At 49.5% G+C, this 8,734-nt stretch carries 7 protein-coding genes, 1 tRNA gene and 1 rRNA gene; all 9 read left to right on the top strand.

Going from position 1 to position 8,734, the window contains the following annotated elements; genetic code table 11:
- Nucleotides 1–199: 199 nt before the first annotated feature.
- The 9 genes from rrf to AC0YOB_RS33425 all read left to right on the top strand — a co-directional run bounded on the left by rrf (nucleotide 200) and on the right by AC0YOB_RS33425 (nucleotide 8,732).
- Nucleotides 200–316, top strand: a 5S ribosomal RNA gene (gene rrf, locus AC0YOB_RS33465).
- A gap of 234 nt (nucleotides 317–550) precedes the next feature.
- The gene (locus tag AC0YOB_RS33460; protein WP_475796472.1) at nucleotides 551–1,765 is read left to right on the top strand and encodes a putative glycoside hydrolase; all 1,215 of its coding nucleotides are present in this window, start codon (nucleotides 551–553) and stop codon (nucleotides 1,763–1,765) included.
- Nucleotides 1,766–2,075: 310 nt separating this feature from the next.
- A complete protein-coding gene (gene guaB, locus AC0YOB_RS33455) occupies nucleotides 2,076–3,533 on the top strand; it encodes an IMP dehydrogenase (RefSeq protein WP_210046888.1) in 1,458 nt (485 codons plus the stop codon).
- Nucleotides 3,534–3,734: 201 nt separating this feature from the next.
- Entirely contained in the window at nucleotides 3,735–5,033 is a 1,299-nt protein-coding gene (locus AC0YOB_RS33450) for a D-alanyl-D-alanine carboxypeptidase family protein (protein WP_475796468.1), read from the top strand.
- Between the two features lie 132 nt (nucleotides 5,034–5,165).
- A complete protein-coding gene (pdxS, locus tag AC0YOB_RS33445; protein WP_210046887.1) occupies nucleotides 5,166–6,047 on the top strand; it encodes a pyridoxal 5'-phosphate synthase lyase subunit PdxS in 882 nt (293 codons plus the stop codon).
- Nucleotides 6,048–6,082: 35 nt separating this feature from the next.
- Complete coding sequence (gene pdxT / locus AC0YOB_RS33440; RefSeq protein WP_475796467.1) at nucleotides 6,083–6,670, top strand: pyridoxal 5'-phosphate synthase glutaminase subunit PdxT; 588 nt, start codon at nucleotides 6,083–6,085, stop codon at nucleotides 6,668–6,670.
- Between the two features lie 76 nt (nucleotides 6,671–6,746).
- Nucleotides 6,747–8,030, top strand: coding sequence for a serine--tRNA ligase (gene serS / locus AC0YOB_RS33435; RefSeq protein ID WP_475796466.1), 1,284 nt, complete (start codon nucleotides 6,747–6,749; stop codon nucleotides 8,028–8,030).
- Nucleotides 8,031–8,117: 87 nt separating this feature from the next.
- Nucleotides 8,118–8,206: transfer RNA gene (locus tag AC0YOB_RS33430), tRNA-Ser, on the top strand.
- 178 nt (nucleotides 8,207–8,384) lie between these two features.
- Nucleotides 8,385–8,732, top strand: a complete 348-nt coding sequence (locus AC0YOB_RS33425; protein WP_475796465.1) for a hypothetical protein — start codon at nucleotides 8,385–8,387, stop codon at nucleotides 8,730–8,732.
- Nucleotides 8,733–8,734 lie beyond the last annotated feature (2 nt).

Raw genomic sequence — 8,734 nt, 5'->3', positions numbered from 1 at the left:
GGAAGCATCGCAAGATGTGCAGCTGACGAATACTAATCGGTCGAGGGCTTATCCTACACCGGAACAAGAGCAGTCTTGTTCCACCCGTCAGCCGAAGGGCTGGAGGGAATCGAGCCGCTAAACGTTTCGCAAACGTTCATATCCAGTTTTCAGGGTGTAACCACCCTCATGATGATCGGTCCATAGCCGAGCCATCCCGTTTGGTAGCAATGGCGAAGGGGAACCACGCGTACCCATCCCGAACACGACCGTTAAGCCCTTCAGCGCCGATGGTACTTGGACCGCAGGGTCCTGGGAGAGTAGGACGTTGCCAAGCACGAGAAGCCGACCGCAGTTCTGCGGTCGGCTTTTTGTTGTCTGTTGATATCTTCCCTGAATGGTATCTCACCCGGTTTGTTCCTCGCTCTCCAGTGATCCCCACTTCTGGCTATAACTCCTTTACAACTCCATGTATCGCTATGCTCATACTACATAGAAGAGCAATGATTGAGGATGATGGGGGGTATTTATCATCACTATGACTATATGGGTTAAACGATGCTTGATTTTGGTGCTATCAGGTTTGATGATATCAGGGTGTACAGGATGCAGCGCCAATCATCGCAGCGGCAAGTCATCAGCTCAAATGTCGGAAAAGAACCAAGCACAACAAACAATCGAACAATCATCCAGCCGTTCATTATCTACTCACTCTCAATCCCAACGAAATGAACCTGCTTCTCTCCCCGCTGCCTTGAATGCTGACCGTGAAGAGCATATTAGAAAGCCAAGCGAACCCGTCAGAGGGATATATGTCTCCGGATGGGTCGCTGGCAGCCGGAAGTACATGGACCGCCTCATTCACCTGATAGATACGACGAATCTGAATGCCATGGTTATCGACGTGAAAAATGACTATGGCGAACTAACGTATCGTTCCAATATTCCGGAGGTACGTACAATGGGAGCAGCCTCTCATCCGGCCATCAAGGATATTCATGCTTTAATCAGCAGGCTGAAATCCAGGAATATTTACTGCATCGGCCGTATTGTTGTATTCAATGATCCGTTATATGTGCGGAAGAAGCCACAGATGGCTTTTCAAAAGAAAAACGGTGGTGTATGGCTTGATCGTCAAGGAAAGGCATGGATCGACCCTTATCAGCCGGAACCCCGTTCTTATAACATCGCAATAGCAGAGGAGGCGGCCAGCCTCGGGTTTGATGAGATCCAGTTTGATTATGTCCGTTTTCCGGACAATGGGGCAAAAGTGGACACGGAAGTGCGGTATGCGGATATAAATGGCAGCAGCAAGGCTGAGGTTATTCAGTTATTTTTGCAGCAGGCCAAAGATCGTCTTCACTCTGCGGGAGTACGCATTTCGGCGGATGTATTCGGCTTGGTAACATCATCCAAAGATGATATGGGGATTGGACAGTCATGGCCGGCCATAGCGAGCGTAGTCGATGTGATCTCACCCATGACATACCCGTCCCATTATTCGCAGGGAATGTATGGAATTAACAGCCCTGATCTCCAGCCCTACAAGGTTATTCGCAAGGCCATGGCGGATGCAATGCGGCGCAATAAAGGGTTGAATGCCACCTCCAAAAAACAGGCTGCGCAAATCCGTCCTTGGCTCCAGGGCTTTACAGCCACCTGGGTACACCCGCATCAGCGTTATGGGGTGCATCAGATCAATAAACAAATTCAGGCTGCGAATGAGCAAGGGGTAAAAGAATTCCTGCTTTGGAGCTCCAATTGTAAATATGATTATCGTTCATGATTGGAGTATTATGAGGGCATCGCGAATCCTTGACAGCCCCTAACCCCTCTGCTAATATTGCAATAATATAAGTGAGTCGAATCAATTCATTCACAATAAGAACCCCGATTTTGAAATATAAGAAAGTATCGATTAGCTCCATACTTTAATTATATTTTTAAGGGAAGGAACATGGCATACCGCCGAAAAGGAATAAAGGCGAACGTAAGATGAAATGACTTTTCGGCTCGTCTGCGTTAACAATGTTTTCTTGCACGGCGGTGGCCGTTTCTTCCCTCTTTCGGAAACCATTTGAAGGAGGATCATATCAGTGTGGGAAAATAAATTCGCCAAAGAAGGATTAACCTTTGATGACGTTTTGCTTGTACCCCGTAAATCGGAAATTTTGCCGCGGGAGGTTGATGTTTCGGTCAGCCTGAGCGCCAACGTGAAGTTGAATATTCCGCTGATCAGTGCGGGCATGGATACAGTAACGGAATCGGCTCTGGCGATCGCTATGGCCCGTGAAGGCGGTATTGGAATTATCCATAAGAACATGTCCATCCAGCAGCAGGCCGAGGAGGTTGACCGGGTTAAGCGCTCCGAGAGCGGCGTTATCACGAACCCTTTCTCCTTGACGCCTGATCATCATGTATATGACGCTGAGGAATTGATGGGCAAATACCGGATATCCGGTGTTCCGATTGTAGATGAGAATCAGAAGCTGGTTGGTATTTTGACTAATCGCGATTTGCGCTTTATTCACGATTATTCGATGAAAATCAGTGAAGTGATGACCCATGAGGAATTGGTAACCGCTCCTGTAGGCACTACGCTGCAGCAGGCGGAAGGTCTGCTGCAGAAGCATAAGATTGAGAAGCTTCCGCTGGTTGACGATACCAATACCCTTAAGGGACTTATTACGATCAAGGATATTGAAAAGGCGATCCAGTTCCCCAACGCTGCCAAGGATACACAAGGCAGGCTGCTCTGCGGAGCGGCCGTAGGCATAGCCAAGGACACACTGGAACGCGCTGAGGCGCTTGTACAGTCCGGTGTTGATGTTCTTGTTGTGGACACAGCGCATGGACATCAGATCAACGTGCTGGATATGGTGAGAAAGATTCGTGAGAAATATGAGAATCTTGTTATCGTAGCCGGCAATGTGGCGACGGGTGAAGGTACGCGTGATCTGATTGAAGCCGGAGCATCGGTCGTTAAAGTGGGCATGGGACCTGGCTCGATCTGTACAACACGGATTATCGCCGGCATCGGGGTTCCGCAAATTACAGCTATTTATGACTGTGCCAGTGTGGCACGTGAATATAATATTCCGATTATCGCCGATGGCGGTATCAAATACTCGGGTGATGTTACAAAAGCAATCGCTGCGGGTGCAAGTGCTATTATGATCGGCAGTTTGTTCGCCGGAACGGAAGAAAGCCCGGGCGAGTCCGAAATTTACCAGGGACGGCGATTTAAGGTTTACCGGGGTATGGGTTCATTGGGGGCGATGAAAGAGGGCAGTAAGGATCGGTACTTCCAGGAGAATGAGAACAAGCTCGTGCCTGAAGGAATTGAGGGACGCGTAGCATACAAAGGACCGCTTGCCGATACGGTACATCAATTGATTGGCGGTTTGCGTTCGGGTATGGGGTACTGCGGAACGAAAAGCATCGAAGAGCTGAAGCATGACACACAATTCGTTCGCATCACGAATGCCGGTCTGCGCGAGAGCCATCCGCATGATGTTCAAATCACTAAAGAAGCACCAAACTATTCTCTGTAATCTATCATTAGAGTTATTTAATCATATTGTCAGCTTCGCTTGTTGTAAACCGTGATACGGATCGGATAGAATTCTAGATAGAAGGTTCGTGCCCAGGCAGGAAGATGGTGGGATCACCATTTTTCTGCCTCTCTTTTTTCATGCGCGTTCCATGTGGTACAATAATAGATAGACAATCTACTGGAAGAGGGAGAGAAGACGTTGGAACGGAATAAAAGACCGGTACGTCTCGTATCGGCGATATCCGCATTGTTAGTCGGTTTGCTTTTTACTACGATTATAGGTTCGACGTCGGCTTATGCCGCTGCTGCAAAAGATGCATTCACACCGAATTCACTTGGACTTGAGGTTCAATCGGCCATACTTATTGATGCGGATACCGGTCAAGTGCTTTATCAGGTAGCGCAGGATGAAGTACGCCCCCCTGCCAGTATGACGAAGATGATGTCGGAATATATCGTTTTGGAAGAAATACAACAGAAACGTATTAAATGGGATGATATTGTAACGGTAACGAAGGAAGCAGCTTCCACGCCTGCGGATGGATCTCAAATCTACTTGGCTGAAGGCGATAAGCATACGGTAAAAGACTTATATATTGCCATGGCAGTAGGTTCAGCCAATGACGCAACGGTCGCGCTGGCGGATCATATCGGCGGCGGCACCGAGCAGGGATTTGTTCAGAAAATGAATGATACCGCAAAATCACTGGGGCTGAACTCCGCTCATTTTACAACGGCTACAGGACTGCTCGACACAACGGTGATTTCCGCAGCTGATCTGGCAAAGTTCGCAAGGCTTCTTCTGCAGAAGCACCCGGAATTCCTGGACTATTCTAAAATTCAATCCTATAAATTTCGTGAGCGCGACAAAGAGCCCATGATCAACTGGAACTGGATGCTGGGCAGCAATAAGGATGTGCCGTCCTTTAAGAAATTTGCCTATGAAGGTCTGGACGGAATGAAGACAGGCTACATCGGAGCAGCCGGCTATTGTTTTACGGGAACAGCCAAGCGCGGCGATTTGCGCCTGATTAGTGTTGTTATGGGAACAAGCACCAAGGAAGCCCGTTTTTATGAGACAGCAAAGCTGCTCGATTATGGCTTTAACAATTTTGAAAAGAAAACGGTAGTCGCTCCAAAAACAGTGGTAAAAGATGCGGAAACGGTCAAAATAAAGAAGGGCGTTTCGAAGACTGCGCCTATCGTGACAGCGAACGATATCACATTCCTGGTCAAAAAAGGTGCAGCACCGCAGATCTCCGCTCCTAAAGTAACGTTGCAGACAGAAGATAAGCTGGTAGCTCCAATCAAGCAGGGGCAGGTTGTCGGAACAGCTACCTATTCGTATAAGGATGCAGATACAGGGGAAACCATTGAAAAGAAGGTTGACCTCATTTCTTCCGAGAATGTGGATAAAGGAAGCTGGTGGCGCCTGATGTTCAGAGCGATCGGCACTTTCTTTGCCGGACTGTTTAATGGGATAGTGGACTTGTTCTAATTTAAGCCAATACCAAGCATTTCACTATGGATTAAATGGTTGTCGATTTTGATTGGATCATGTAGAATAAATGGTTAGAGCTATCTCGGATATTCGAGGGATGAGAACATTATTTTAGGAGGACTCGGGAACATGGAAACAGGAACATCACGTGTAAAAAGAGGCATGGCGGAAATGCAAAAAGGCGGCGTCATCATGGACGTTATGAGCGCCGAGCAAGCCAAAATTGCTGAAGCGGCAGGAGCTACAGCGGTTATGGCGCTTGAGCGTGTGCCTTCCGATATTCGCGCCGCAGGCGGCGTTGCCCGCATGGCCGATCCAACGATTCTCGAAGAAGTTATGAAAGTCGTATCCATTCCGGTTATGGCCAAAGCCCGTATCGGACATTATGTAGAGGCAAGAGTGCTTGAGGCACTCGGCGCTGACTACATTGACGAGAGTGAAGTGCTTACGCCGGCAGACGAAGTGTTCCATATCGATAAACGTGACTTCACTGTTCCCTTCGTAAATGGCGCCAAGGACCTGGGAGAGGCGCTGCGCCGCATTCAGGAAGGTGCAGCTATGATGCGCACCAAGGGTGAGCCGGGAACGGGTAATATCGTTGAGGCGGTTCGTCATATGCGTATTATTACAGGTCAAATCCGTAAGGTGCAAAACCTTGCCAAGGATGAGCTGTATGCGGAAGCTAAAGTGCTGGGAGTGCCTTATGATCTGTTATTAGAGGTTCACGAGACGGGCAAGCTTCCCGTTGTGAACTTCGCGGCAGGCGGTATTGCAACTCCTTCCGATGCTGCACTCATGATGCATCTGGGCGCTGATGGCGTATTTGTAGGCTCGGGTATTTTCAAATCCGACAATCCGGAGAAATTTGCCCGTGCGATCGTAGAAGCTACAACCCATTTCACTGATTACAAGCTGATCGCGGAAGTGTCCAAGAATCTTGGCGCTCCGATGAAAGGCATTGAAATATCCAAGCTTGATCCAGCTCAGCGGATGCAGGATCGCGGACTGTAAGAGCAGCTAGCCGGTAAAGAAAGAAGGCATAACGAATGAAGATTGGCGTATTGGCGCTGCAGGGTGCTGTTGCCGAGCATATGCGAAGCATTCAGGCAGCTGGCGGTGAGCCTGTTGCGGTCAAGCAGTCCGGGCAGCTGGACGAGCTGGACGGTCTTATTATTCCTGGTGGAGAAAGTACTACGATCGGCAAGCTGATGCGCAAGTATGATTTTATGGATGCTATTCGCAGCTTTTCTGATGCCGGCAAACCGATTTTCGGTACATGCGCAGGGCTTATTGTGCTGGCCGACCGGATAGAGGGTCAAGAAGAAGCGCATTTGCAGCTGATGAATATGACGGTGGCGCGCAATGCCTTCGGACGGCAGCGGGAAAGCTTTGAGACGGATCTGGCTGTTATCGGAATTGATGAGCCGGTAAGGGCCGTCTTCATCCGGGCCCCGCTTATTAAGGAAGTGGGCGAAGGTGTTGAGGTGCTGTCCACTTATAACGACGAGATCGTAACCGCAAGACAAGGGCATCTGCTTGTATCTTCCTACCACCCGGAACTTACGGATGATTATCGTCTGCACGCGTACTTTTTGGACATGGTTAAGGAAGTGGCTGCCGAGTCTGCGCGTTAGAACAGCCGGAGACTGCGAATTCGCAGTCTCTTTGCCAATAGATACGAGTGTTTAATTAGAGAGGGGTTACCTTTTCGTGTTGGATGTTAAATTGCTAAGAAATGATTTTAGTAAAGTTGAACTGGCGCTCAAAAAACGCGGGAAATCTGCCGAGCTCATCAGTGAATTCCCGATTCTGGACACCAAGTGGCGCGATCTGCTGCAGGAAAGCGAGCAGTTGAAAAGCCGCCGCAACACCGTCTCCCAGGAAGTGGCGAAACTGAAGAAAAGCGGCGGCGACGCAGGAGCCCTTATCGTAGAAATGCGCGAGGTCGGAGACCGGATTAAAGTGCTCGATGAGGAAGTGCGTGTAGTCGAAGCGGAAATTGCCGAGTTGACCCTGGCTATCCCGAATATTCCGCATGAAAGCGTGCCTGTTGGCTCTTCAGAGGCAGATAATGTGGAGATTCGCCGGGTTGGTGAAGTGACGGAGCTACAGTTTGAGCCAAAAGCCCATTGGGAGCTTGCTCAGGAGCTTGGTATTCTTGATTTTGAGGCCGCCGGCAAGGTAACAGGCTCGCGGTTCGTGTTTTACCGCGGCTTGGGTGCCCGTCTGGAGCGCGCGCTTATCAACTTTATGATGGATTTGCACAGTGACAAGCATGGTTATGAAGAATTGCTTCCACCTTACATCGTAAATCGGGATAGTCTGGTTGGGACCGGTCAGCTGCCGAAGTTCGAAGAGGATCTCTTTAAGCTTGCAAATACCGAGTATTATTTGATTCCGACGGCGGAAGTACCAGTAACCAATATTCACCGAGACGATATTTTGTCAGTGGATGATCTGCCCAAAAATTTTGTCGCTTACAGCGCGTGCTTTCGTTCGGAGGCTGGCGCTGCCGGCCGCGATACCCGGGGACTTATCCGCCAGCATCAATTCAACAAGGTGGAGCTGGTAAAGCTGTGCAAGCCGGAGGAGTCGCATGCGGAGCTCGAATCGCTGACTCTAAACGCAGAGACCGTGCTTCAGCTGTTAGGACTGCCCTATCGAGTCCTGACGCTCTGTACAGGCGATATGGGCTTCTCGTCGGCCAAGACCTATGATATCGAGGTCTGGCTGCCAAGCGGCGGTACATACCGGGAAATTTCCTCCTGCTCCAACTTCGAGGACTTCCAGGCCCGCAGAGCCAATATCCGTTTTCGCCGCGATTCCAAGAGCAAGCCGGAATTTGTTCATACCCTTAACGGCTCCGGACTTGCAATCGGCCGTACGGTTGCTGCGATTCTGGAGAATTATCAGCAAGCTGACGGCTCGATTATCATTCCACAAATCCTTCGTCCTTACATGGGGGGATTAGAGGTAATCGGCGCACGTACCTGATCTGTTACCACAGGTCAAAATTGGTGTTGCATATCCATTTTGGCCTGTGGTACAATATATCTTGTGGCCTAAAGTCACGTCTTATCTGGAGAGGTACCGAAGCGGTCATAACGGGGCGGTCTTGAAAACCGTTAGGGCGCAAGTCCACGTGGGTTCGAATCCCACCCTCTCCGCCAACTATAAAAAAACCAGCGTCCGGGCATTTTGCCCGGGCGTTTTTTGATTTCTCTGATATGCCAAATTTCATAAGAAAATAGCGGGTTCCGCTTTTTTCTTTGTGTCCGCTTCTACGCTGGAGGGACTGCATAAAAACCGCCCCATGTCGGCATATTATCCGCATGGAGGTGGTAAGGGATGAGTAAACATGACGAGCTTCAGATGGATCAGCAGCAGTTGGTTGATGCCTGGCAGCGCACGCTTCCGGAGTATGTGAATGAGGCAGATCGCGTGTCTGTTTTGGCAGATGAGGCTGATGCACAGACACTGCGTATTACGTTGGATACCGCAGGCCATCAAATGTACAGCTTTGATTTTAAAGCGACCTATGTGGACAGCCGTGAAATCAAGGTCACGTTGATTGATGTGGAAAAAGACGGCCGCTCGGTCGACGAGAGAACGCCGATCATCCAGCAGCTTGTAGAGGATTACACCCGTCATATTCATGAATGCGCTCAGGCGCTTCACGTACTGACGCATGTATAGAC

Source organism: Paenibacillus sp. JT31N17 (assembly GCF_056269255.1).
Note: the sequence above shows the minus strand (reverse complement) of the source record. Positions and strands in the feature narration are given on the sequence as shown.